The organism is Nocardioides panacihumi, assembly GCF_039530925.1.
GTDB classification, from domain to species: domain Bacteria; phylum Actinomycetota; class Actinomycetes; order Propionibacteriales; family Nocardioidaceae; genus Nocardioides; species Nocardioides panacihumi.
Genome location: NZ_BAAAPB010000002.1, coordinates 115010 through 138210, shown reverse-complemented (window position 1 = coordinate 138210; position 23201 = coordinate 115010). Strand labels below are relative to the sequence as shown.

Below are 23201 nucleotides of genomic sequence, written 5' to 3'. Positions count from 1 at the left end.
CGCCGGCACGGCTCACGCCGTGAACCCCGCGTGCACGTGGTCGTGGTGGGTGCGGTCGCTGAAGTACTGCGGCGCGGATCCCAGCAGGATCGGGCCGCCGACGTTGTACGAGCCCGCGCCCGCCAGGGCCTCCATGTAGGCGGTGATCAGGCCGGGAGGCGTGCTCGGACGCACGATGGCATGGTCGGCGATCCGCCAGGTGTCGAAGGCGCGGCCGAGCGGGTGGTCGCTGGGGCGGACCGTGCCGAACACGTACGTCGGGTGGCCGGTGCGGACCACGCTCACACCGATCGGCCAGCGGCGCGACACGGTGAGCATGGCCTCGAGAACGGTGTCGTGGACCGTGCCTGAGGCCACGTCGGCGCGCGCGGCCGGTGGCAGGGCGATGCGCGGGCTGGCCAGGACGTGCCGCGCCGCCGCGGACGGGTCCGACGTGGGACGTCCGGGACGGCTCGGGTGGATCTCAGTCACGCGCCACCGCCCGCCGCGGAGGACGAGGCGGACGTCGTAGGTGTGCCCGCCTGCGACGACGCGACCCGCCCGACGGGCGAGGCTGCGGCACACGACCAGCACGCTGGCGGTGCTGGCGAGGAGGCCGCCGTACTGCGCGTCGATGATCTCGACACGGTGGTTCGCGTCGTCGCCCAGCGCCTCGATCCGGCGGACGGCCGCCTCCTTGGCCGCCGGTTCGAGCTCGCCGGCGCCCGGCCGCCACGGTGCGACGCTCGGCAGCGCCGGTGCGGTCGCGGCGGCGGAGGGTGTCGCAGACGTCGAGGGCGTCGCGGTCGTCGGCGCCTCACTCGGCTCCGGTGAGGCCGGTGGCGGGCGTGTGGCGACCTGGTGCTGACCGCTGCAGGCGCCTGAGGCGGCCGCGATCGCCAGCATCAGGGCCGTCCGCCGGGAGATGGTGGGAGACCCACGCACACCGGCAGCGTACGTCGCCCGCGCCACGTCAGCTCACGACCGCTACCGGTAGGTGATCCTCAGGACCCGGTCGGTGACCGAGGAGCTCTCGCCTCCGAGGACGAAGGAGGTGTCGCCGCACTGGGCGACGGCCGAGTCCGACAGGGGGTGAGGGAGGTGTCCGGCCTTGGTGACCGCTCCCGTGTCCGTGTCGAACCACCACATGGCGTCGGTGATGGTGTCGGCGTCGGTGCGTCCCCCGGCGAGCAGGATCCGTGTGCCGAACGCGACGGCCACGGCGTGACCCAGCGGGTGGGGGAGTCTGCCGACGACGCGGGCTCGCCCCGTGGCAGGGTCGATGCGCTGGATCGCGCTCTGCATGGCACCGGAGGACTCCCCGCCGAAGAGCCAGACCGCGCCGCGGGCGACCGCGCTCGTCGGATAGCGGACCGGGACCGGGAGCGTCCCGATGACCTTCCAGGTGCTGCCGTCGGCCGAGCTCAGGATGCCGGGCTCGGCGGGGCGCGTCCCGTTGTAGCCGCCCGCGACGACGAGACGTCCGGCCACGTTCGCGGCGACCAGGTCCGAGCGGGCCTGGGGCAGGTGGCCGATGACCTTCCACGCCTTGCCGTCCCAGCCCTGGACGACGCTCTGCTCGGACGAGTTGCCGCCTCCGACCACCACCGGGCGACCGGCGAGGCCGCCCGCGGTGTCGTGGACGGCCACAGGGAGGTGCGGCAGCCTGCTGACGTCACCGTGCCGCAGGTCGATGCGATACGCGTCGGCGATCGAGGAGTCGCCACCGACGAAGCCGCCGGCCACGAACGCGCTGCAGCCGGTGCTGATCACCGCCTCGCGGCCGAACGCCATCGGGAGTCGGAACCCGGCCGGCGCGACCCGGAGCCGGCGCGGCGCGGGCGGAGCGGTCGTCGTCGCGGAGGGTGAGGCGGACACGCTGGCGTCGTGCCCGGCGGCGGCGGGCGACGCCGCACCCTGGCCGGGCCGATGCTGGCCGGATTGACTGCAGGCTCCGAGGGCGAGGGTCGCAGCGACGAGGGCGAGTACGGCGCGGGCGGGACTCGGGCCGGTCACCGCATGAGTCCCGTGTGACCGAGTGAGTAGCGCCCGGGCTGTGGCCACACGAGGAGGCCGTGCGGGCTGTGGGCGGGGACCGGGATCTTCGCGATGAGCTTGCCTGTGGAGGTGTCGAATCCGTAGACGACGCCGTCGTACCGGCCGGAGAGCCACAAGGTGCGGCCGTCGGCCGACAGCCCGCCCATGTCAGGGGAGCCGCCGCCGGGGATCCGCCAGGTCTGGGTGAAGCGTCCCTTGGCGAGGTTGAACACCTGCACGGCCCCGGCCATCCGGTCGGAGAGGTAGAGCACGCGCTGGTCGCGACTGAAGTAGATGCCGTGCGGCATTGCCAGGGTCGGATAGCTGTGCGTGATGCGGAAGTGCCGCCACCCGATCCGGAGCAGCCGGTCGCGTCCCATGTCGGCGACGAAGAAGCTGCGCCCGTCGGGCGCCAGCCGGACGTCCTGGGGCATCGCCGGCATCCCCAGCCGGAGGTGCCCGATGACCCGGTGGCGCATCGTGGAGACCTTGAGCAGCTCCCCGGAGAACTCACAGCTCACGATGAAGTAGCGGCCGTTCGCCGAGAAGTCCGCGTGGTTGGGGCCGCTGCAGGCGGGGTCGGAGACGACCTGCTGACGCTTGAAGGTCCGCGGGTCGCTGAACACGATCTCGTCGTGCTGCTCGTCCATCACGATGGCCTGGCGGCCGTTCGGGGTGAAGTACAGGTTGTACGGGCGGCTGGTGGCGGCCGTGCCGGTCATGCGGCCGGTGGCCGGGTCGATCTTCGCCAGGTGGTCGGAGGCGCTGGCCTCGACGTAGAGCGTCCTCAGGTCCCACGACGGGGTGACGTGCTGGTCGAGCGCGCCGGTGTCCAGCACCCGCACGATGCGGTGGGTGCGCTGGGAGATCACGACCGTGCGACCGTCGACCTCGCTGTCCGGGACGTAGAGCAGGTGAGGCTGCGCCTTCAGCGCCGGCTGGACCATGCCGGGTCCGGCGGCGGCGTACACACCTCCGGGCAGGGGCGCGGGCATCCCGGGGATCCGGTGGCGGAACGGCGGTGGGAGCACCTGTCTCGTCGCCGGGGCCACCGCGTCAGCGACGCCAGACGCGGTCGGAGCGCTCGGGGTCGCGGTCGGGGAGACGGGGGACCGGTGCGCCGACCGGCCGTCGCTCCCGCAGGCGCTCAGTGTCAGAGCCAGGCCGGCCGTCAGGAACACGAATGCGCGCGCGGTCGTCACGTCTGCAAGATAGCGGCGATCACCTGGCACGAACCTGACTCGCGCCTACCCCATCCGGAGGATCATCACGTGCCGTTGCCGCCCGGGCATTGACGGCGGGTGGACGTCGGGAGTTGTGTGAGTCCCGGCTCAACGGGGAGCCGACTCGGGAGGTCTTGCGATGTTTCGTCGTGCCGTGCCCATCGCCCTGCTGGCGTCCGCCCTCTTCGCCGTCCCGGTCTCGGCCGTGGCGTCGAACGGACACGGCGGCCCACCGCCCACGCGCCACGATCACCAGAGTCACGATCACCAGAGCCACGACCACCCGGTCGTGCTCTTCGGCGCCGACGGCATGCGGCCCGACCTCATGCAGCGCTTCGCGGCTGAGGGCAAGATGCCGACGTACGCCTCGCTCATGCGCGAGGGCGCGACGGGCGACAACGGCCTGACGCAGGGCTTCCCGCCGAACACCGGCCAGGGCTGGTACACACTCGCCACGGGTGCGTGGCCAGGCGTGCACGGCAGCACGAACAACACCTTCTACGACACCCGGCAGCCGTTCACGGCCAGCACGTCGTTCGCCTTCCACGGCAACGGCGCGAGCCCGGGCAGCGATCCGACCAACGTGCTCGAGGCGCAGTCGGTCGCCTCCGCCGCCGAGGCCGCCGGCAAGACCGTCGCCCAGGTCGACTTCACCGGTGGTCTGAACGCCAACATCAACGGGCCGACGGTCGACTTCGACACCTTCTTCTCGACCCGTGGCGTCCTGGAGACCCCGGCTGATGCCACGAAGCAGGCCGGTGCCGCCAAGTTCGGGCTCAGCTACCAGGTGGCCGCGTTCACTCCGGCCACCGGCTGGAGCAACGTGCCGGCGAGCAGCCGGCCGGCCCAGCAGACCCAGCTGCTCGTGAAGTCGAGCTCGGCCGCGCTGAACCCCGACCGCGTCTTCGACCTCTACGTGTACGCCACCGGGTCGGCCGGCTACGACCGTGCGCTGATGGTGCCCACGACCGCCGGCAAGGATGGCAGCCACGCCGTGGCCACTCTCGTGCCCGGCCAGTACAGCCCGATCAAGGTGACCCTGACGGGGGCGGCGGCGGGCGAGACCGCGGGGTTCTACGTCAAGCTGATGACGCTGGCCCCGGACCTGTCCCGGTTCGGTCTCTACTTCACCTCCGTGACCCGCGCCAACGCCCACTGCGCGACGGCGGCGTGCGACGCGCTCCCCGCAGGTGCGCCGGGCGAGGACAAGCTCGCCAAGTACGTCAACGACAACCTGCCCCCGGCGGTCTTCGGCGACTTCGCCCCCGAGGAGGCGGGGATCATCGACGAGGACACGTGGTACCAGCAGACGGTGGGCCTCAACCGCGCCTACGAGGCGGCTGTGCTCAAGTACGTCCTGACCCAGCTGCAGCCCGACACCGACGTGCTGCTCGCCGGCACCGACGAGACCGACGAGGTGAGCCACCAGGTCCTCGGCCTGCTCACCAGGACGGCGCCCGACGGGTCGCCGAACCCGTACTACGACCGGGTGAAGGGCACCGGTCCGCGCGACGGACGGGTCCAGCAGCGGGAGGCCTACCTCGAGGGCGCCTACACCAGCGCCGACGTGCAGCTGGGTCTCGTCCGCACCTACCTCGGCCGCGACGCCGACATCCTCGCCAGCGCCGACCACGGCTTCGCCCCGCAGTGGCTGGCGATCGACGCCGCGCTGCCGCTCAAGCAGCTCGGCCTGCAGGACGTCGAGCAGACCTCGAACTGCCGGCCGGCCGCGGCGAGCGCGCCGGGTGGCACGATCGCCAAGCAGTGCGAGGCCGGAGGAACGGCCCAGATCTACCTTGACGTCAAGGGTCGCCACTCCCAGGCGCCCGACGGGGTCCTCGACCGCGCGGACTACGGCGCCACCGTGCAGCGGATCGTCGACGCCTACCGCAGCCTCACCGACCCGGCCACGGGCCAGCCGATCATCGAGAAGGTCCTGACCAAGGCGCAGATGGCCGACGTCGACGGCTCCGACTCCCTGAACCCGACGCGCACCGGCGACGTCGTCGTGATCGCGAAGCCGCCGTACCAGTTCGACGGCGCGACGCTCGGCACGCTGGTCGCACCGTCGCTGTTCTTCGGGCAGCACGGCTACCTGCCCGACCAGGTCGACCTGGCGCACAACATCAACATGCACGCCGCCTTCGTCGCCGGCGGCCCCGACATCGCCCACGTCCGGGCGGTGAAGGGTGTGCGGGCGGTCGACCTGGCGCCGACGCTGGCCGTGCTGGGCGGGTTCGACCCGCCGCTGCAGGCCCAGGGGCGCGTGCTCACCTCGATCATGCGCGACGGCCACCGGTACGTCACCGGGCAGCTGCTCGGGATCAACGACGTCCACGGCAACATCACCGGCAAGGGCCTCACGCAGACCGACCCGTTCACGGGTGTGAGGGACGCCGCCGGAGGACTCGGCGTCCTGGCGACGTACTTGAAGCAGGCTCGCGCCGAGGACCGCCACACCCTCACCGTCGAGGCCGGTGACATGGTGGGCGCCAGCCCGCCCGAGTCGGCGCTGTTGCGCGACAAGCCGACTCTCGACGCGCTCAACCTCATGCACATCGACGTCGGCACCCTGGGCAACCACGAGTTCGACCGCGGCGTGCCGGAGATGCTCAAGCAGGTGTACGGCGGCACGTCGGCTATCGACCCGAGCGTGACGTTCGACGGCCTCGACTTCCCCGTGGTCGACGCCAACGTCATCAGCAACGCGACGGGCCGCCCGCTGCTCCCGCCGTACGTCGTCCGGCGCATCGGCGGCGTCCGGGTGGCGTTCATCGGGGCCACCACGGTGACCACGCCGTCGATCGTGACCACTGGCGGCACGGACGGAGTGCACTTCACCGACGAGGCGGCCGCGATCAACAGCAACGTGCGCCGTCTGCAGCACCGCGGCGTGCATGCCTTCGTGGCGGTGATCCACGAAGGTGGCACCCAGAGCACCTACCCGGTGGGCACGCTCAGCGACCCGATCGCCACCATCACCGGGAAGCTCGACCCGGCCGTCAAGGTCGTCATCGCCGGCCACAGCCACACGGTCCTCGACGCCCGGATCGGTGGCCGGCTGGTCGTGCAGGCGTCGTCGTACACGCGTGCGTTCGACCAGGTGCACCTCCTCCTCGACCGGGAGCGGGGCACGATCGCGGCGAGCTGGGGCCGGGTGCGGATGGCGTGGCAGAGCCAGCCGCCGCTGTCCACCGACCCGCTCGGGACTCCCGTCCAGCCCGACCCGCAGGTGCAGGCCGTCGTCGACGCGGCGGTGCAGGCGACGAACCCGGTCACCCAGGAGCTGATCAACCACGCGGCGACCGACATCCCTTCGCAGCGCGAGGGCGGCGCGACGCCGGCGGGGGAGTCCCCCGCGGGTGACCTGATCGCCGACGCGCAGCGCGCCTACGCCCACACGCAGCTGGCCTTCGTGAACACGGGCTCGGTGCGGGCGGGCCTGCTCGCGGGTCCCGTGACCTACGGCAACCTGTTCACGATGCAGCCGTTCCAGGACGACTACCTCGACACCTTCACGCTGACCGGCACGCAGGTGTGGGCGCTCCTCAACCAGCAGCTGGCGACCGGCACCGGCGGGATCATGCAGATCTCCGGCCTGCACTTCACCTACACGGGCTCCCAGGGCTCCGGCTCGATCACCGGCGTCTGGCTGGGTGCCGCCGGTGACAGCTCGACACCGATCCCGAACGACGACTCGGTGACCTACACCGGCACCGCCAACTCGTTCATGGTCGGTGGCGGCGACGGGTTCACCGTGCTCGAGAAGGCCGGGAGCATCGTCCAGACGCCCGATGCCGAGCTGGTGCCGCTGGTCGCCTACGTGCGCGGTCTGCCCGACCCGTTCACGTACTCCACCGACGGTCGGATCGCGAAGGGGTGAGCGCCGGGCGTCGCCGACCCGCTGGACACGGACCGCACCTCTTATAGTCGGGGCGTGAGCACCGATGGCCAGCCGGACCAGCCCGACGTCCACACCGTCTCGATCGTCGTCCCGGTCTACCGGGGGGAGCTCCATCTGAGAGCGCTGGTCGCCGAGATCGCCGAGCTGGTCACGCCGCAGAAGACGCCCGACGGCAACCCCTACCGGGTCGTCGAGGCGATCCTGGTGCACGACTGCGGTCCGGATCGGTCGGCGCCGATCATCCGCGAGCTGGCGGCGGATCATCCGTGGGTCCGACCGGTCTGGCTGAGCCGCAACTTCGGCCAGCACCCGGCGACGATCGCCGGGATGGCGAGCTCGAGCGGCGAGTGGATCGTGACGATGGACGAGGACGGGCAGCACGACCCCGCCGACATCGGCGGTCTGCTCGACTCCGCACTCCGGCACCAGGCCTCACTGGTCTACGCCGCACCGACGAACGCCGCTCCGCACTCCTGGTTCCGCAACGCGACGTCCAAGGCCGCGAAGTGGCTCCTCAACCTGCTGAGCACCGGTGCCGACGCCTCGCAGTTCCACAGCTTCCGGCTCGTGCTGGGCGACATCGGCCGCAGCGTCGCGGCGTACGTCGGTCAGGGCGTGTACCTCGATGTCGCGCTGAGCTGGGTCGCCCGCAACCCGGTGACGTCGCCCGTCCGGCTGCGCGACGAGGGTGAGCGACAGTCGGGCTACAACACGCGGACCCTGCTGTCGCACTTCTGGCGCATGGTGCTGACGACCGGCACCCGGGCGCTGCGCCTGGTCAGCCTGATCGGCGTCGCCTTCGCGCTGTTCGGGATCCTGCTCGCCGTCGGCCTCGTCGTCGACCGGCTCAACGGCGGTGACGTCCCGAAGGGGTGGACGTCGCAGATCGTGGTGACGCTGGTGAGTGCCGGACTCATGCTGTTCTCGCTGGGTGTGGTCGCCGAATACATCGGCGTGGCGGTGAACATGGCGATGGGGCGGCCGCTCTACCTCGTCACCGGCGACCCCGAGTCGGGGCCCCTCGGTCGGCGCCATGACGGCAGCTGACCCGGGCGCGGCCGGCGCGACCGAGGTGTCCGTAGAGTTGCCGCTCGTGTCGGATACCGAGGTGCGCACCGGTGCGTGGTCACGGCTCTCGTCGTGGGCCCGGAGCCGCCAGTTCAGGTTCCTCCTGGTCGGCGGGTTCAACACGCTGGTCGGCCTCGCGGCGTACGCGCTCTTCGTCCGCCTCTTCGGTGACACCGTGGGCTACCTGGGCGCGCTGGTGCTCGCCTACATGGTCGGCATCGCTGTCGGCTTCGTGCTGCACCGGCGGCTCGTCTTCCAGGTCGAGGGCAACGTGCTCGTCGACCTGGTGCGCTACATCACGGTGCAGGCATCCGCGTTCGCGCTGAACGCGGCACTCCTGCCAGCCCTCGTCGAGCTGGCGCACGTGCCGCCGCTCCCGGCCCAGGTCATCGCGCTGTCGATCGTGGTGGTCACGACGTATCTCGGGCACGCCCGCATCTCGTTCCACCGACCGCGCCACTGAGCGGCGCCGGCGTCAGCGCTCCGGCTTGCGCGCGGCGACCACGACTGACGACCCGAACGGCAGGTCGCGTCGCGCGAGCATCTTCCCGTCCAGCCCGCCGAGCCAGCTGAGCAGCCGGTCGACGCCCGGCGAGGTCTGGGGCAGCGGGACGATGTCGGCCGCCTCGGCCGTCGATCGACTGAGCGCGTGCTTCGTACGCCGTGCCAGCCGCTCAGCGGCGAAGAACGGGAAGGTCGACGTGAAGGCGTACGTCGAACGCAGGACCTCCAGCCCGCCCGCCTCGACCGCAGTCGTGGCACGGCGGCGCGTGTAGCGGCGGTAGTGGCCGTTCTGCTCGTCGAAGTCGCTCCAGGCCCACCGGTACGCCGGCACCGACATCAGCAGTCGACCGCCGGGGCGCAGCACGCGGGCCATCTCGGCGATCGCGACGCCCTCGGGCTCGCAGTGCTCGATGACGTCGAACGCGCCGACGACGTCGAAGCTCTCGTCGGCGAAGGGCAGCTGGAGGGCGGAGCCGCAGACGCCGGTGCCGGGCACGAGGCCGCGCGGGTCGACGTCGAGGGTGATGTGCATCCGCTCGCCGCGCAGCCACGACACGCTCGGCCCGTCGGCACTGCCGACGTCCAGGACGTCGGCGGCGCCGGCGGCGAAGGGGAGCAGCACCGTGTGCAGCAGCGAGCCGCGCACCCGATACCACCAGTAGTCCGCCTGGGCGATGGACGCGGAGCCGCCTCGTGCCTCAACCTCAGTCACGCCGGGAAACACTAACGGCTACCGGGCGCGGATCAGCCGCCCGGGTTCACGTCTCCACCCCGGCCGCCGGTCATCCGCGCCCGCGCGCTCGCGCCGGCTACCCGCTCGGCGTGGGCTGCGCGGACGGACTCTGGGCCGCTGGAGCGGCCAGCGTGACGTCGACGGTGTGGCGGCGCCCCTGGCGTTCGACCGTGAGTGACACCGTGTCGCCCGGCTTGCCCAGGAGGCTCACCAGCACGAGCTGCTCGGCACTCACGGCCGGCTCGCCGGCGATCTCGACGAGGAGGTCTCCCGCTGCGAGGCCGGCCCGGTCGGCCGGCCCGCCGGGCTGGACCCCGGCGACGACGAGGCCCGCAGGCTTGCCTGACTCCCCGCTCACCGGGTGTGCCGAGAGGCCGAGGACCGGGTGGTCGGCACGTCCGTCGGACATCAGCCGGTCGGCGATCGGCGCCGCGACCGTCATCGGGATGGCGAACCCGAGACCCACGCTGCCGCCACCGGCGGTGCCCTCGGCGTTCGGCACGGTGCTGATCGCGGCGTTGACACCGACCTGCTTGCCGTCGCAGTCGACGAGTGGGCCGCCGCTGTTGCCCGGGTTGATGGAGGCGTCGGTCTGGATCGCGTCGAGGAGGTGTGCGACGCGTCCCGACTCCGACGGCACGGGCACGTACCGCCCCAGCGCGCTGACGATGCCGGCCGTCACCGTGTTCGAGAGCCCGAGGGGCGCGCCGAGCGCGACGACGGGCTGGCCGACCCGGAGTGAGGCGGCGTCCCCCGAGGGCAGGAGCGGTCGCCCCTCGGCGTGGTCCTCTGCCCGGACGACCGCGAGGTCGGTGGCGAAGTCCTCTCCTACCACGGTCGCGGGGGAGGTCTTCCCGTCGCTGTAGCGCACCACGACAGCAGCCTGCGCGTCGACCGCGTCGGAGATGACGTGCTCGTTGGTGAGGATGTAGCCGCCCGAGCGGTACACGGCGCCGGTGCCGTTGCCCCCGGACCCGTCCGGCTTCGTCACCTCGACGGTGACGACGGAGGGGAGCACGTCGGACGCGACGGAGACCGCCGAGCAGGACACCGGGTCGTCGTGGACCGCGAGGACGGTGGCCGCGCCGACGCCGCCGCCCAGCAGCGCCGCCACGACCAGCGCTGCGAGCCACGGCCAGCGTGCGCGGAGCCATTGCGTCACGGTCTCATCGTGCACTGCCTGGGACGGGGCGGGAAGCGCCGCCGCTTCCGCTAGCGTAGAACCTGTTCTCATTCCACGATCGAACGGAACGCGATGAGCGCGCAAGGACGTCAGGCCGTCCGGATGGCCGACGAGGAGATCGAGGCCTACCTCGCCGAGCACCTGAAGGTCCAGGTCGCGACGGTCGGGCCCGACGGGACGCCCCACCTGACGACGCTCTTCTACGTCCTCGACGAGGGGCGGATCGCGTTCTGGACCCACGCCTCCTCGCAGAAGATCGTCAACCTGCGTCGTGACGCGCGGATCACGTGCCTCGTCGAGGACGGCGACGAGTACTTCGAGCTGCGCGGCGTGAGCATCCGCGGCCGGGCCACTCTCGTCGAGAAGTACGACGACCTGGTCGCGCTCGGCGGCGACGTGCTCACCCGCATGGCCGGTGGTGAGGACATCGGCGAGCTCGGCGCCAAGATCGTCGCCGACCAGGCTCGCAAGCGGGTCGGCGTCGTCGTCGAGCCGGAGCACGTCGCGAGCTGGGACCACCGCAAGCTCGTCGGCGTGCCAGGCGTGGACTGAGACCGGATCCGGCTAGGGGAGCAGCCGACCGACCGCGACGTCGACGGAGCGCTCCACGTCCTCGACGGAGGCGCGGCCGTTCACCCACGCCACCAGGGCGGCGAGCCAGACGTCGGTGATGATCCCGATCACCGCGGCCTCCTCGGCGGTGGCCTCCCCGTGGTCGGGGTCTCCGGCGACGGCGCGCGAGATCATCCCCGTCAGATGCCCGCCGACCGCGCGGATCTCGTCGGAGACGGACGCGTCGGCGAACATGAAGGCGCGGACGAGTGCCTCGGTGAGACGCTCCTCCTTCTGCAGGCCGCGTGTCAGGCGCCGGAGGATGAACATGACCCGCTCCCGCGGGGTGTCGCCCGGGACGGCGCGGGTCGCCGTGTGCGCCTCCTGCGCTTCGAACCTCCAGCGGAGCGTCGCCACCAGCAGGTGGACCTTCGACGGGAAGTAGCGGTAGAGCGTGCCGAGGGCCACGTCCGCACGCTCGGAGACCTCTCGCATCTGGACCGCGTCGAAGCCGCCCTCGGAGGCAAGCTCGACGGTCACCTCGAGCATCCTCGTGCGCCGCTCCCGCTGTGCCGGCGAACCGGTGCTCACCTTCTGTCCCCCACCCTCCCCTCCGGTCGCGCATCGTGCGTGACCGGGGCCCGATTCTGACAGAGGTCGGCCGGCGCCGCCGGGCAACGGATCGGCCCGCGGCTCGACCGTGCCCGGAGGTTCAGCGTCGTCTGATCGTCGCGGGATCCGGGGGCGCGCGCAGATGCTCCTCGACCGGCGCCCGGGACGCCGCCCCGAGAGGCCGTGGCACCGACCGCTCGTGGGTCAGGGTCATCTTCTGGTCGTACCCCGTTCACTTTCCGTTCACTCACGAAGAACCCAGCGCAAAGTGCTTGCCAAGTCGGCACATGTCGGGTCATTCTCGTGGCGCGACGTCAAGCAGCGGCGTCACTCGTAGTGGTCTCGAGGGAGCGTCGTCATGACGTCCAACTACACGCCCGACATCAGCGACCAGCCACTCATCCGTCAATTCGTCAGGCTCTTCGGACATCGTCCGACGCCTCGCGAGCTCCAGCAGTACGAACGCGCCCGCTCGGGCATCTCGGCTCAGCTTCCGGCGCGGATGCGCCGACGCGCTGCGCGAATGCTCACGCGCGTCTAGACCCGGGGGGGAATGGGGGAGGGGGTCAGCTTCGGGCGGTGTGCCGCCCGGCGTGCCGCCCGAAGTACGACCCGTCCCGATCGCTCACGACCCCGCTGCCGTGACCACGCAGTCCGACAGCACGGGGGAGCCGTCGCGATCACCCCCCGCGATGGTGGCCCTCACCTGGATCGAGCCCGCGCCGTCCCACGCCTCGACCCGGATCGTCTCGCCGGGGAAGACGATGCCGGAGAAGCGTGCGGTGAAGCTCCGGATCCGTGAGACGTCGCCGTCGAGCAGCAGATCCGCGACCTCGCGCAGCACGATCCCGTACGAGCACAGGCCGTGCAGGATCGGCCGGGGGAAGCCGGCGCGCGCAGCGAACGCGGGGTCGGCGTGCAGCGGGTTGCGGTCGCCGCAGAGCCGGTAGAGCAGGGCCTGCTGCGGCAGGACGGCGTACGTCGCCTCGGCGTCGGCCACTCGGTGCGGGATCTCGACGGCGGTCGACGGACCCCGATCTCCGCCCCACCCGCCCTCGCCGCGCACGAAGATCGCCGACGAGACCGTCCAGAGCGGGTCTCCGGCGTCCGACACCGCCGTGCCGGACTGCACGATGACGGCGGCCTTGCCCTTGTCCCACACGTCAGCGACACGGGTGTGGAGGGTGGCGCTCCCGGACGTCGGGATCGGGCCGTGGACCGTCACCGACTGGGAGCCGTGCAGCACCTGCGCGAGGTCGATGTCGCAACCGGGCAGGTCGAGTGCGGGGGGCGTGGTCCGGTGGAACCCCGGCGCGACGATCCCGAAGGACGGGAGCACCTGCAGCCGGTCGTCGTAGGTGAGCCGCAGCGCGGCGGGGTCGACGGGGTCGTCCGCGCGATGTCCGGCGCCGACGGCCAGGTGGTAGAGCAGGACGTCGGACGACGTCCACGAGAACCGCTGGTCGGGCAGCGCGGCTCCGATGGCCTGGTCGGGGTCGATGGGCATCGATTCACCTCCGGGGATGCGGCGAGACTCGACGGCAACGTAGCCGAGGTCGGTGGTGGTCCGACGGGCGGTGCGAAATCGAGGTGACGGCCACCGATAGGCTCAGTCCGTGAGCAAGGCATGGGAGCTGTTCGCCGACGACGCGACGATCATCGCGGCGCGGGTCAACGGCACGCTGAAGGATCTGTCCTACGACGTCGCCGAGGGTGACGAGGTCGAGGGCGTCGCGATCGACAGCGCCGACGGCCGCGACATCCTGCGGCACTCCACCGCGCACGTGCTCGCCCAGGCGGTGCAGCAGCTGTTCCCGGAGGCCAAGCTCGGCATCGGCCCGCCGATCCAGGACGGCTTCTACTACGACTTCGACGTGCCCACGCCCTTCGTCCCGGAGGACCTGGCCAAGATCGAGTCCTTGATGAAGAAGATCATCAAGGCCAACCAGAAGTTCTCGCGCCGGGTCACGACCGACGCCGACGCTCTCGAGGAGCTCGCGGACGAGCCCTACAAGGTCGAGCTCATCGGCCTCAAGGGCGCCGGCACCGACGGATCGGGCCACGAGGCCGCCGAGGGTGCCAGCGTCGAGGTCGGCGCCGGCGAGCTGACGATCTACGACAACCTCGACCGCAACGGCGAGGTGGCCTGGAAGGACCTCTGCCGCGGCCCGCACCTGCCGACCACGAGGCGCATCCCGGCGTTCAAGCTGATGCGGAGCGCAGCGGCGTACTGGCGCGGCGACGAGAAGAACAAGCAGCTCCAGCGCATCTACGGCACCGCCTGGGAGTCGCAGGAGGAGCTCGACGCTCACCTCCACCGCATCGAGGAGGCGGAGCGCCGCGACCACCGCAAGCTCGGCCGCGAGCTCGACCTGTTCTCCTTCCCCGACGAGATCGGGTCCGGCCTGCCGGTGTTCCACCCCAAGGGCGGCATCATCAAGCGTGAGATGGAGGACTACGTCCGCCAGCGGCACATCGACGAGGGCTTCGAGTACGTCGGCACGCCGCACATCGCCCACGAGTCGCTGTTCCACACCTCCGGGCACCTGCCCTACTACGGCGAAGGCATGTTCCCGGCGCTCGACGTCGACGGTCAGGACTACCGCCTCAAGGCGATGAACTGCCCGATGCACAACCTCATCTACCGCTCGCGGCAGCGCTCCTACCGGGAGCTCCCGCTGCGGCTCTTCGAGTTCGGGCACGTCTACCGCAACGAGAAGTCCGGCGTCATCCACGGCCTGACCCGCGTCCGCGGCTTCGCGCAGGACGACAGCCACTCCTACTGCACCAAGGAGCAGGCTCCCGACGAGGTCAAGCACCTGCTGAACTTCATGCTCACGGTGCTGAAGGACTTCGGTCTCGACGACTTCTACCTCGAGCTCTCCACGCGCGACGACCAGAAGAAGGACAAGTTCGTCGGCAGCGACGAGGACTGGGCGAGCGCCACGAAGGTGCTGGAGGACGTGGCCAACGAGACGGGCCTCGAGCTCGTCCCGGACCCGGGCGGCGCGGCGTTCTACGGGCCGAAGATCTCGGTCCAGGCGAAGGACGCCATCGGCCGCACCTGGCAGATGGGCACCGTCCAGTACGACTTCAACCAGCCGGCAGCGGACCGCTTCAACCTGGAGTACATCGCCCCTGACGGCTCCCGGCAGCAGCCGGTGATGATCCACTCCGCCAAGTTCGGGTCGATCGAGCGGTTCCTCGGCGTGCTCGTCGAGCACTACGCCGGGGCGTTTCCTCCGTGGCTCGCACCGGTCCAGGTGCAGGCGATCCCCGTCGCCGACGCCTTCAACGACTACCTGCGTGACGTCGCCCAGCAGCTTCGCAAGGTCGGCGTCCGCGTCGAGGTCGACGAGAGCGACGACCGGATGCAGAAGAAGATCCGCAACGCACAGCTGCAGAAGGTGCCGTTCATGCTCATCGCCGGCGGCGAGGACGTCGCGAACGGTGCTGTCAGCTTCCGCTACCGCGACGGTCGGCAGGACAACGGCGTGCCGGTCGCCGACGCGATCGCGCGCGTCGTCGCCGCTGTGGAGTCGCACGAGCAGGTCTGAGTTCAGTGCGACGCGTGTCGCAGTCACTCTTGTGCATGCGACACGTGTCGCACTAATCTCGTATCTCGTCCTGACGTTCAGCGACGAGAGGCAGTGAGATGACCGCCGTACAGCACGTCACGCAAGGCCGGCAGGAGTACTACGAGGCGTTGCGCACGCTCTCGCAGGCCTCGCTGGACCAGCACTTCGAGGCGTTCCGCGACATCGCGTGGGACGACGCCGAGATGCAGGTCCGCGAGCAGGACGACCGCTTTGTCCTGACCGACGCCGACGAGATCGGCCGCCACCCCTGGTACAAGGCCCTGCCGCGCGAGCGCCAGATCGAGGTCGGCACCTACCGCTACGCCCAGATCGCGAAGGTGGGCCGACAGTTCGAGCAGATCCTCATCGCGGGCGTCATGCACCACCTCATCCGGATGGAGAACAACAATCCGGAGTTCCGGTACGCGATGCACGAGGTGACCGAGGAGACCCACCACATCCAGATGTTCCAGGAGTCGGTGAACCGCTCGGGCGCCGACGTCTTCGGCGCCTCCCGCTCCTGGACGCGCATCGCCCCGCTCGTGACCTCGGCGGGGTCGTGGTTCCCCGAGCTCTTCTTCGTCGGCATCCTGGCCGGCGAGGAGCCGATCGACCATCTGCAGAAGAGCATCATGCGAGCGGGCGGCAGCCACCCGCTGATCGACCGCATCATGCAGATCCACATCGCCGAGGAGGCGCGCCACATCGGCTTCGCCCACCAGTACCTCGAGCACCACTGGCCGCAGCTCGGGCCGGTCAAGCGCCGGATCCTCACGGTCGCGTTCCCGCTCGTCATGCGCTGGCTCTGCGACGTCATCATGGTCCCGAGCAAGCAGGACCAGTGTGCGATGGGCATCCCGCCCGAGGTCGCGAAGGAGATCTGGTGGGAGTCGTCCGACTCGAAGAAGCTGCTGCGCGACCTCTTCGGCGACGTACGGATGCTGGCCGACAACCTCGGCATCCGGAAGGGCCCGGCCCGTCTGCTCTGGAAGCGACTCGGCATCGACGGCGAGTCGTCCCGCTTCCGCAGCGCGCCCAGCAGCGCGAGAGGCTGAGGGCACACCGTTGCCGCACGTCGTCATCCAGTCCTGCTGCTCCGACGGCTCCTGCGTGCTGGCCTGCCCGGTCAACTGCATCCATCCCGCGCCGGGCGAGCCCGGCTTCGCCGAGGCCGAGATGCTGTACGTCGACCCGGACTCCTGCGTCGACTGCGGTGCCTGCGCCACGGCGTGCCCGGCCGACGCGATCGTCCCGCACACGACGCTGACGCCCGCCCAGCAGCCGTTCCTGGCCCTGAACGCCGAGTACTTCGACGCCTTCCCGCACGCCGACCGCACGCCGCTCGCGCGGGTGCCCGAGCAGCGCCGGCTCGTCCGCGAGGGACCCTTCCGGGTAGCCGTGGTCGGCGCCGGCCCAGCCGGGCTGTACGCCGCGGACGAGCTGCTCGCCCACCCGGAGATCACGGTCGACGTCTACGACCGGCTGCCCACGCCGTACGGCCTGGTGCGCTTCGGCGTGGCCCCCGACCATCCGCAGACCAAGCAGGCGCAGAGGCTCTTCGAGGCCATCGAGCGCCAGCCCGGCTTCCGCTACTTCCTCGGGGTCGACGTGGGCAAGGACATCTCGCACGCCGAGCTCGCCGCGCACTACCACGCGGTGATCTACACCGTCGGGGCCGCATCCGACCGCCCGCTCGGGGTGCCGGGCGACGACCTGCCGGGCTCGCTCTCCGCGACCGACTTCGTGGCGTGGTACAACGGCCACCCCGACAAGCAGGACCTGGTCGTCGCCCTCGATGCCGCCGCCGTCCCCTCGGGCCGGGCCGTGGTCGTGGGCAACGGCAACGTGGCCCTCGACGTGGCCCGCGTCCTCACCGAGGACCCCTCGCTCCTGGAGGGCACCGACATCGCGACCCTCCCGCTGGAGCGGCTGCGTCGCAGCGGCATCCGCGAGGTCGTGGTGCTGGGTCGACGCGGCCCCGCCGAGGCGGCCTTCACCGTCCCCGAGCTCGTCGGGCTCGCGGGCCATGGTGGTGTCAACGTCGTCGTCGACACCGGGGGTCAGCCGATCGAGGGCGCCGACACGAAGTCGCGGTTGCTGCGGGAGATGTCGGCGCGCGAGATCGACCCGGTGAAGCGGACGATCGTGCTGAGGTTCCTCGCCTCACCCGTCCGGGTGCTGGGGGAGGGGCACGTGGCCGGCGTCGAGATAGCGCACAACCGGCTGGAGGCCGACGGGACGGCCTCGCCGCGGGCCGTTGCGACCGGCACGACGGAGGTGATCGAGGCGGGGCTGCTGCTGCGTGCTGTCGGCTACCACGGTCTCCCCGTCGCCGACCTCCCGTACGACGCCCGGGCCGGTGTCGTGCCCAACGAGCACGGGCGGGTACGGCCCGGCGTCTACGTGTCCGGCTGGGTGAAGCGTGGTCCCAGCGGCTTCATCGGGACGAACAAGGCCGACTCCCGGGAGACGGTCGAGCAGGTGCTCGACGACCTCGACGCCGGCGCCTGCGCGGAGCCGGTCGCCGGCGCCGCCGCGATCGCCGGTCTGGTGCGCCGTCGGCAGCCGGCCGTCGTCGACCTGTCCGGCTGGCAGGCGATCGAGCGCGAGGAGCGTCGTCGCGGAGCCGAGCACGGACGGCCTAGGCTGAAGATCGTGGACATCGACGAGATGCTGCGGGTCGCGCACGAGCAGGCGCGTCGTCCCCGGCTGCGCAAGGCCCGGTCGTGACGACGACCCCGGGCGCCCGCGACGGCAGGCAGGCCCGCTGGGACCAGCACAAGGAGGAGCGGCGCCAGCAGATCATCGATGCCGCGATCGCCGTGGCCGAGGAGAGCGGGCCGGGTGTCGAGGTCCACGTCCAGCAGATCGCCGAGCGGGCAGGGCTCAGCCGCACCGTCGTCTACCGGCACTTCGAGGATCGGGCGGACCTCGACCGGGCTGTCCAGACGGCGATCCTCGACGGCTTCTGGGCGCAGCTCCTGCCCCAGATCAGGCTCGACGGCACCGTTCCGCAGATCATCGAGCGGGCCGTCGCGACGTACGTCCACTGGGCCGTCGCACACCCCGCGCTGCACCTCCTGGCCGACCACGACGCCACGGGCGGTGGACGCCGCGACGGAGGCGGCCCCCTCGAGGAGGGGCTCGACCGGCTGGCCGGCCAGATCGCGCAGGTGGTCCAGCTCGGTGCCCTGGCGCTCGGCGGTGAGCTGTCAGACGACGACCGCGCGTCCCTCGACCCGCTCGCGTACGGGATGGTGGGCGCGGTGTTCTCGTCCGTGCGCCGCTGGCTCACCCATCCCGACCCGCACCTGACGCCGGAGGCCGTCATCGACCTGGTCAGCCAGACGCTGTGGTTCGGCATCGACGGCCACGCGCGCCGCTTCGGGCTGCAGATCGACCCGGACCGCAGCGTGGAGGACATCGCCGGAGACACGGTCTCCGGGCTCGTGGAGACCGGCCGCCGGTGACTGACGTATCGACCCTGCACCAGGACGGCGCCGGCGAGCCCGACGCGCTCGAACGGCTCTGGACGCCGTACCGGATGGCGTACATCCGCGGCGAGAGCAAGCCCTCGGACGAGTCGGCGGTGGAGTGCCCGTTCTGCCGGGTCCCCTCGCTCGGGGACGACGAGGGGCTCATCGTCCACCGGGGCGACCTGGCCTACGTGGTCCTCAACCTCTACCCCTACTCCGCCGGGCACCTCATGGTGTGCCCCTACCGCCATGTCGCCGAGTACGTCGACACGACCGACGCGGAGGCGGCCGAGATGACCGCGCTGACGAAGACAGCCGTGCGGGTCATCCGCTCGGTCTCGGGTGCGCCGGGCTTCAACATCGGGATGAACCAGGGCACGGCCGGCGGTGCCGGGATCGCCGCCCACCTGCACCAGCACGTGGTGCCGCGTTGGGTCGGCGACCAGAACTTCATGCCCATCATCGGCCGCACCAAGACCCTGCCGGAGCTGCTCGGCGACACCCGAGCGCTGCTGGCCGAGGCGTGGCCGTCGTGAGCGCGTCGGCGGACCCACGAGCCGACGCCGTGGAGGAGCGCACCCTGGCCGACGACGCCCGCCTGGCCGGGGAGCTGGTGAGGGACGCCGGCCGGCTGGCCCTGCGGATGCGGGCGGGCGGCATCGAGGCCGACACCAAGACGTCGATCTCGGACGTCGTCACCGAGGCCGACCACGCCGCCGAGGCGCTGATCGTCGAGCGGCTGGCGCGGGCGCGGCCACGCGACGGTGTGCTCGGCGAGGAGGGCTCCGCGCAGGACGGCGCCAGCGGACGCACGTGGGTCATCGACCCCGTCGACGGGACCTACAACTTCGTCAGCGGCCTGACCTGGTGGTGCTCGGCCCTCGCGCTGACGGACGGCGACGAGCTGCTCCTCGGAGCGGTCTACCACCCGCACGACGACGCTCTGTACGTCGGCGGACCCGGCCTGCCTACCACCCGCAACGGCGTGCCGCTGCCGAAGATCGAGGACCGGCCACTGGGGGAGTCGTGCCTGACGACCTACCTCCACCCGCCGTTCTACGGGGATCAGGTCGGGCAGGCGTTCGGCCGGGTCGTGGCCGGCGTCGCGACCCTGCGGATGCTCGGCTCCGGCTCGATGGACCTCTGCGCCATCGCACAGGGGCAGCTCCACGTCGCGTGCCAGCACTCGGTGCCGCCGTGGGACAGGCTGCCCGGGGCGGCGCTGGTGCTCGGAGTGGGCGGCGCCCACCGGCGTACGACGGCTGCCGGCAAGGAGTGGTCGGTGACCGGCGTGCCGAGTGCCGTCGACGCTGTCTGCGCGGCGCTCGAGTCCTGACGGACCGGGCCAGATAGCCTGACGCCACCATGTTGGACAGATTCAAGGCGTTCTGGCAGGGCGTCGTTCTCGCGCCGATCGTCAACCTCCTCATCAGGCTCAGGGTCAGCCCCGACGCCGTGACCCTCGTCGGGACGATCGGCGTGTGCGTGGGTGCGCTCGCGTTCTTCCCGCGCGGGCACCTGCTGGCGGGCGTCGTCTTCATCACCTGCTTCGTCTTCAGCGACCTCCTCGACGGCGCCATGGCCCGCAAGACCGGCCGCAGCTCGTCGTTCGGCGCCTTCCTCGACTCGACGCTGGACCGCATCGGCGACGGCGCGATCTTCGGCGGCCTGGCCCTCTACTTCGCCGGGCCGGGCGACAGCCGCCTCTACCTGTGGCTGTCGATGATCTGCGTTGTGATGGGTGCGGTGACGTCGTACGCCCGTGCTCGCGCCGAGAGCCTGGGCTTCACCGCCAACGTCGGCATCGCCGAGCGCGCCGACCGGCTCGTCGCCATCCTCGTGATGACCGGTCTGGGCGCGATCTTCGACCTGCCGATCCTGATGTACGTCGCCCTCTGGGCCCTCGCGCTGGCCAGCACGGTCACGGTCGCGCAGCGGATCCTGACCGTGCGAAGCCAGGCCCTCGCAGCCGAATATGGTCCTCGCGGCAAAGAGAACTAGCATCCGAACCATGGAGCTTCAGGACACCGCAGCAGCCCCCTCGACCGGCACGACCCGTGTGAAGCGCGGCATGGCCGAGATGCTCAAGGGCGGCGTGATCATGGACGTCGTCAACGCCGAGCAGGCCAAGATCGCCGAGGACGCCGGCGCCGTCGCCGTGATGGCGCTCGAGCGCGTGCCCGCGGACATCCGTGCCCAGGGCGGCGTCTCGCGGATGAGCGACCCCGACATGATCGACTCGATCATCGAGGCCGTCTCCATCCCGGTGATGGCCAAGGCACGCATCGGGCACTTCGCCGAGGCGCAGGTGCTGCAGTCGCTCGGTGTCGACTACATCGACGAGTCCGAGGTGCTGACCCCCGCCGACTACGCGAACCACATCGACAAGTGGGCCTTCACCGTCCCCTTCGTCTGCGGCGCCACCAACCTCGGTGAGGCGCTGCGCCGCATCACCGAGGGCGCGGCGATGATCCGCTCCAAGGGCGAGGCCGGCACCGGCGACGTGTCGAACGCCGTCACCCACATGCGCACCATCCGCAAGGAGCTGCGCCGCCTGACCGTGCTCTCCGACGACGAGCTCTTCGTCGCCGCCAAGGAGCTGCAGGCCCCTTATGAGCTGGTCAAGGAGGTCGCCGCCAACGGCAAGCTCCCGGTCGTGCTGTTCACCGCCGGCGGCATCGCCACCCCCGCCGACGCGGCGATGATGATGCAGCTCGGCGCCGAGGGCGTCTTCGTGGGTTCCGGCATCTTCAAGTCGGGCAACCCGGCCCAGCGCGCCGAGGCGATCGTGAAGGCGACAACCTTCTTCGACGACCCCGACGTGATCGCCAAGGTCTCCCGCGGCCTGGGCGAGGCGATGGTCGGCATCAACGTCGACGAGATCCCGCAGCCGCACCGGCTCGCCGAGCGCGGCTGGTGAGCCGGGCGTCGGTGCGGATCGGAGTCCTCGCCCTCCAGGGCGACGTACGTGAGCACCTGCGATCGCTGACGGCGCTCGGCGCCGACGCGATCGCCGTACGCCGACCCGAGGAGCTGGCGTCGGTCGACGGGCTCGTGCTGCCTGGCGGCGAGTCGACGACGATGGCGAAGCTGGCGCGCATCTTCGACCTGCTCGAGCCCCTGCGGGCCCGGGTCAAGGACGGCATGCCCGCGTTCGGCACGTGCGCGGGGATGATCCTGCTCGCCGACCGCATCGTCGACGGCGCCGTCGGCCAGGAGACCATCGGCGGGCTCGACATCACCGTGCGCCGCAACGCGTTCGGCCGCCAGGTCGACTCGTTCGAGGAGAGCCTCACGCTCGCCGGGCTCGACGCCCCCGTCCACGCGGTCTTCATCAGGGCCCCGTGGGTGGAGGAGGTGGGCCCCGAGGTCGAGGTGCTCGCGACGGCGGCCGGGCACCCGGTCGCCGTACGGCAGGGACACCTGCTCGCGACCAGCTTCCACCCCGAGGTCGACGACGACGGGCGCATCCACCGGCTCTTCCTCGACGTGGTCCGCTCGGTCGGCTGACCCCGGCCGGCTGGGGAGGGCCGCAGAGCGGCGGTAGACTTCACCGGCTGTTCGACCGACAAGAAGAGGGACTGATGTCTGGCCACTCCAAGTGGGCGACCACGAAGCACAAGAAGGCCGCGATCGACGCCAAGCGCGGCAAGCTGTTCGCCAAGCTGATCAAGAGCATCGAGATCGCCGCGAAGATGGGTGGCCCCGACCCGACCGGCAACCCGACCCTCTACGACGCCATCCAGAAGGCCAAGAAGCAGTCGGTCCCCAACGACAACATCGACCGCGCCGTCAAGCGCGGCGGTGGTCTCGACGGCGGCGGCGTCGCCTACGACACGATCATGTACGAGGTCTACGGCCCGCAGGGCGTCGCGCTCCTCGTCGAGTGCCTCACCGACAACAAGAACCGTGCCGCGATGGAGGTCCGCACCGCCGTGACCCGCAACGGCGGCACGATGGCGGACCCCGGCTCGGTCTCGCGCCTGTTCAACCGCAAGGGCGTCGTCGTGGTGCCGAAGACGCAGGAGGGCAAGGAGGTCGACGAGGACGCCGTCCTCGAGGCCACCCTCGACGCCGGCGCCGAGGACGTGAGCGACCTGGGCGACTCGTTCCAGGTGCAGTCCGAGGCCACGGACCTCGTCGGTGTGCGTACGGCGCTCCAGGCGGCGGGCATCGACTACGACTCCGCCGACGTGGAGTTCGTGGCGTCGATGGACATCCCCGTCGCCGACGCGACCGCGGCCGGCAAGGTCATGCGACTCGTCGACGTCATCGACGACCTCGACGACGTGCAGAACGTCTTCACCAACGCGGACATCCCCGATGAGGTCCTCGAGGAGATCGACGCCTGA

The 23201-nt window shown here is 71.1% G+C and carries 21 protein-coding genes; 14 read left to right on the top strand and 7 right to left on the bottom strand.

Going from position 1 to position 23201, the window contains the following annotated elements:
- Positions 1–12 precede the first annotated feature (12 nt).
- Genes ABD205_RS09785 through ABD205_RS09775 form a run of 3 tightly spaced genes read right to left on the bottom strand, consistent with a single transcriptional unit; the run spans position 13 to position 3218 of the window.
- Complete coding sequence (locus ABD205_RS09785) at positions 13–924, bottom strand: GNAT family protein (protein ID WP_344044622.1); 912 nt, start codon at positions 922–924, stop codon at positions 13–15.
- A 42-nt stretch (positions 925–966) separates the two neighbouring features.
- A complete protein-coding gene (locus ABD205_RS09780) occupies positions 967–1995 on the bottom strand; it encodes a Kelch repeat-containing protein (RefSeq protein WP_344044621.1) in 1029 nt (342 codons plus the stop codon).
- Positions 1992–3218: a YncE family protein gene (locus tag ABD205_RS09775; RefSeq protein ID WP_344044620.1), complete on the bottom strand. Its 1227-nt coding sequence runs from the start codon at positions 3216–3218 to the stop codon at positions 1992–1994. Before ABD205_RS09775 ends, ABD205_RS09780 begins: the two co-directional genes overlap by 4 nt.
- A gap of 175 nt (positions 3219–3393) precedes the next feature.
- Between ABD205_RS09775 and ABD205_RS09770 the strand changes: the two genes are divergently transcribed.
- The 3 genes from ABD205_RS09770 to ABD205_RS09760 are packed head-to-tail and all read left to right on the top strand — an operon-like array spanning position 3394 to position 8674.
- Complete coding sequence (locus tag ABD205_RS09770; RefSeq protein ID WP_344044619.1) at positions 3394–7122, top strand: 5'-nucleotidase C-terminal domain-containing protein; 3729 nt, start codon at positions 3394–3396, stop codon at positions 7120–7122.
- A gap of 54 nt (positions 7123–7176) precedes the next feature.
- Complete coding sequence (locus ABD205_RS09765) at positions 7177–8190, top strand: glycosyltransferase (RefSeq protein WP_344044618.1); 1014 nt, start codon at positions 7177–7179, stop codon at positions 8188–8190.
- Between the two features lie 46 nt (positions 8191–8236).
- Positions 8237–8674: a GtrA family protein gene (locus ABD205_RS09760; RefSeq protein WP_344044617.1), complete on the top strand. Its 438-nt coding sequence runs from the start codon at positions 8237–8239 to the stop codon at positions 8672–8674.
- Positions 8675–8686: 12 nt separating this feature from the next.
- On the opposite strand, the gene ABD205_RS09755 is transcribed toward ABD205_RS09760, so the two are convergent.
- On the bottom strand, positions 8687–9427 hold the full coding sequence (locus ABD205_RS09755; protein ID WP_344044616.1) for a class I SAM-dependent methyltransferase: 741 nt from the start codon (positions 9425–9427) through the stop codon (positions 8687–8689).
- A 97-nt stretch (positions 9428–9524) separates the two neighbouring features.
- A complete protein-coding gene (locus ABD205_RS09750) occupies positions 9525–10610 on the bottom strand; it encodes a S1C family serine protease (protein WP_344044614.1) in 1086 nt (361 codons plus the stop codon).
- A gap of 93 nt (positions 10611–10703) precedes the next feature.
- Between ABD205_RS09750 and ABD205_RS09745 the strand changes: the two genes are divergently transcribed.
- The gene (locus ABD205_RS09745) at positions 10704–11183 is read left to right on the top strand and encodes a pyridoxamine 5'-phosphate oxidase family protein (RefSeq protein ID WP_344044613.1); all 480 of its coding nucleotides are present in this window, start codon (positions 10704–10706) and stop codon (positions 11181–11183) included.
- A gap of 12 nt (positions 11184–11195) precedes the next feature.
- On the opposite strand, the gene ABD205_RS09740 is transcribed toward ABD205_RS09745, so the two are convergent.
- Together ABD205_RS09740 and ABD205_RS09735 are read right to left on the bottom strand one after the other, a co-directional pair.
- Positions 11196–11732 carry a TetR family transcriptional regulator gene (locus ABD205_RS09740; RefSeq protein ID WP_344045849.1) on the bottom strand — a complete coding sequence of 179 codons (537 nt, stop codon included), beginning with the start codon at positions 11730–11732 and terminating at the stop codon, positions 11196–11198.
- Positions 11733–12420: 688 nt separating this feature from the next.
- Positions 12421–13302 carry a MaoC/PaaZ C-terminal domain-containing protein gene (locus ABD205_RS09735; RefSeq protein WP_344044612.1) on the bottom strand — a complete coding sequence of 294 codons (882 nt, stop codon included), beginning with the start codon at positions 13300–13302 and terminating at the stop codon, positions 12421–12423.
- A 109-nt stretch (positions 13303–13411) separates the two neighbouring features.
- Between ABD205_RS09735 and thrS the strand changes: the two genes are divergently transcribed.
- The 10 genes from thrS to ABD205_RS09685 all read left to right on the top strand — a co-directional run bounded on the left by thrS (position 13412) and on the right by ABD205_RS09685 (position 23201).
- Positions 13412–15352: a threonine--tRNA ligase gene (thrS, locus tag ABD205_RS09730; protein ID WP_344044610.1), complete on the top strand. Its 1941-nt coding sequence runs from the start codon at positions 13412–13414 to the stop codon at positions 15350–15352.
- A 98-nt stretch (positions 15353–15450) separates the two neighbouring features.
- Positions 15451–16428 (top strand): AurF N-oxygenase family protein, encoded by a 978-nt coding sequence (locus tag ABD205_RS09725; protein ID WP_344044608.1) that lies wholly within the window; start codon positions 15451–15453, stop codon positions 16426–16428.
- A 10-nt stretch (positions 16429–16438) separates the two neighbouring features.
- The gene (locus ABD205_RS09720) at positions 16439–18103 is read left to right on the top strand and encodes an FAD-dependent oxidoreductase (protein WP_344044606.1); all 1665 of its coding nucleotides are present in this window, start codon (positions 16439–16441) and stop codon (positions 18101–18103) included.
- A complete protein-coding gene (locus tag ABD205_RS09715) occupies positions 18100–18843 on the top strand; it encodes a TetR/AcrR family transcriptional regulator (RefSeq protein ID WP_344044604.1) in 744 nt (247 codons plus the stop codon). The genes ABD205_RS09720 and ABD205_RS09715 overlap by 4 nt, the downstream gene beginning before the upstream one ends.
- 74 nt (positions 18844–18917) lie before the next feature.
- Entirely contained in the window at positions 18918–19385 is a 468-nt protein-coding gene (locus ABD205_RS09710) for an HIT family protein (RefSeq protein WP_425573050.1), read from the top strand.
- Positions 19382–20185: an inositol monophosphatase family protein gene (locus ABD205_RS09705; protein ID WP_344044600.1), complete on the top strand. Its 804-nt coding sequence runs from the start codon at positions 19382–19384 to the stop codon at positions 20183–20185. The genes ABD205_RS09710 and ABD205_RS09705 overlap by 4 nt, the downstream gene beginning before the upstream one ends.
- A 29-nt stretch (positions 20186–20214) precedes the next feature.
- Positions 20215–20850 carry a phosphatidylinositol phosphate synthase gene (pgsA, locus tag ABD205_RS09700; protein WP_344044598.1) on the top strand — a complete coding sequence of 212 codons (636 nt, stop codon included), beginning with the start codon at positions 20215–20217 and terminating at the stop codon, positions 20848–20850.
- A 10-nt stretch (positions 20851–20860) separates the two neighbouring features.
- The gene (pdxS, locus tag ABD205_RS09695; RefSeq protein ID WP_344044596.1) at positions 20861–21769 is read left to right on the top strand and encodes a pyridoxal 5'-phosphate synthase lyase subunit PdxS; all 909 of its coding nucleotides are present in this window, start codon (positions 20861–20863) and stop codon (positions 21767–21769) included.
- Positions 21766–22359 carry a pyridoxal 5'-phosphate synthase glutaminase subunit PdxT gene (gene pdxT / locus ABD205_RS09690; protein ID WP_425572795.1) on the top strand — a complete coding sequence of 198 codons (594 nt, stop codon included), beginning with the start codon at positions 21766–21768 and terminating at the stop codon, positions 22357–22359. The genes pdxS and pdxT overlap by 4 nt, the downstream gene beginning before the upstream one ends.
- A gap of 74 nt (positions 22360–22433) precedes the next feature.
- The gene (locus ABD205_RS09685; RefSeq protein ID WP_344044593.1) at positions 22434–23201 is read left to right on the top strand and encodes a YebC/PmpR family DNA-binding transcriptional regulator; all 768 of its coding nucleotides are present in this window, start codon (positions 22434–22436) and stop codon (positions 23199–23201) included.